Source organism: Rhodoplanes roseus (assembly GCF_003258865.1).
GTDB lineage: Bacteria > Pseudomonadota > Alphaproteobacteria > Rhizobiales > Xanthobacteraceae > Rhodoplanes > Rhodoplanes roseus.
In genome coordinates, this window is the sequence record NZ_NPEX01000653.1 from 1 (window position 1) to 544 (window position 544).

At 76.3% G+C, this 544-nt stretch carries 1 protein-coding gene; it reads left to right on the forward strand.

Features of this window, described 5'->3' with window-relative positions; translation table 11 throughout:
• On the forward strand, nt 1–544 hold a 544-nt coding region (locus tag CH341_RS31820; protein ID WP_146604729.1), incomplete at both ends, for a DUF459 domain-containing protein.

Genomic DNA, 544 nt, shown 5'->3' on the forward strand with positions numbered 1-544 from the left:
GGACGCCACGCCCCCGACCGGCGCGCCCGACGAGGCGCCGGCCGCCGACGCCGCGACCGACCAGCCGGGCCAGCAGGCCGGCGGCAGCAGCCACGAGTTCCGCTCCGAGCGCTGGTCCGAGCTCTACATCCGCCGCATCGACGAGACCATCGCGGCGCTCAAGAGCAAGGGCGTGCCGGTGTTCTGGGTCGGCCTGCCGCCGGTGCGCGGCGCCCGCTCGACCGCCGATTTCAGCTATCTCAACGACCTGTTCCGCAGCCGCGCCGAGCGCGCCGGCATCGTCTATGTCGACGTGTGGGACGGCTTCGTCGACGAGGCCGGCCGCTTCGCCCTGCAGGGGCCGGACGTCGAGGGCCAGATCCGCCGCCTGCGCGCGGCCGACGGCGTGCACTTCACCCAGGCCGGCGCCCGCAAGCTCGCCCACTACGTGGAGCGCGAGCTGCAGCGCTGGATGACGGCGCGCGTGACCCCGGTGGCGCTGCCGGTCGAGGAGCCGGCCAAGACGCCGGAGCCGGCGAAGCCGGGCCCCGGCGCGCCCGCCGCG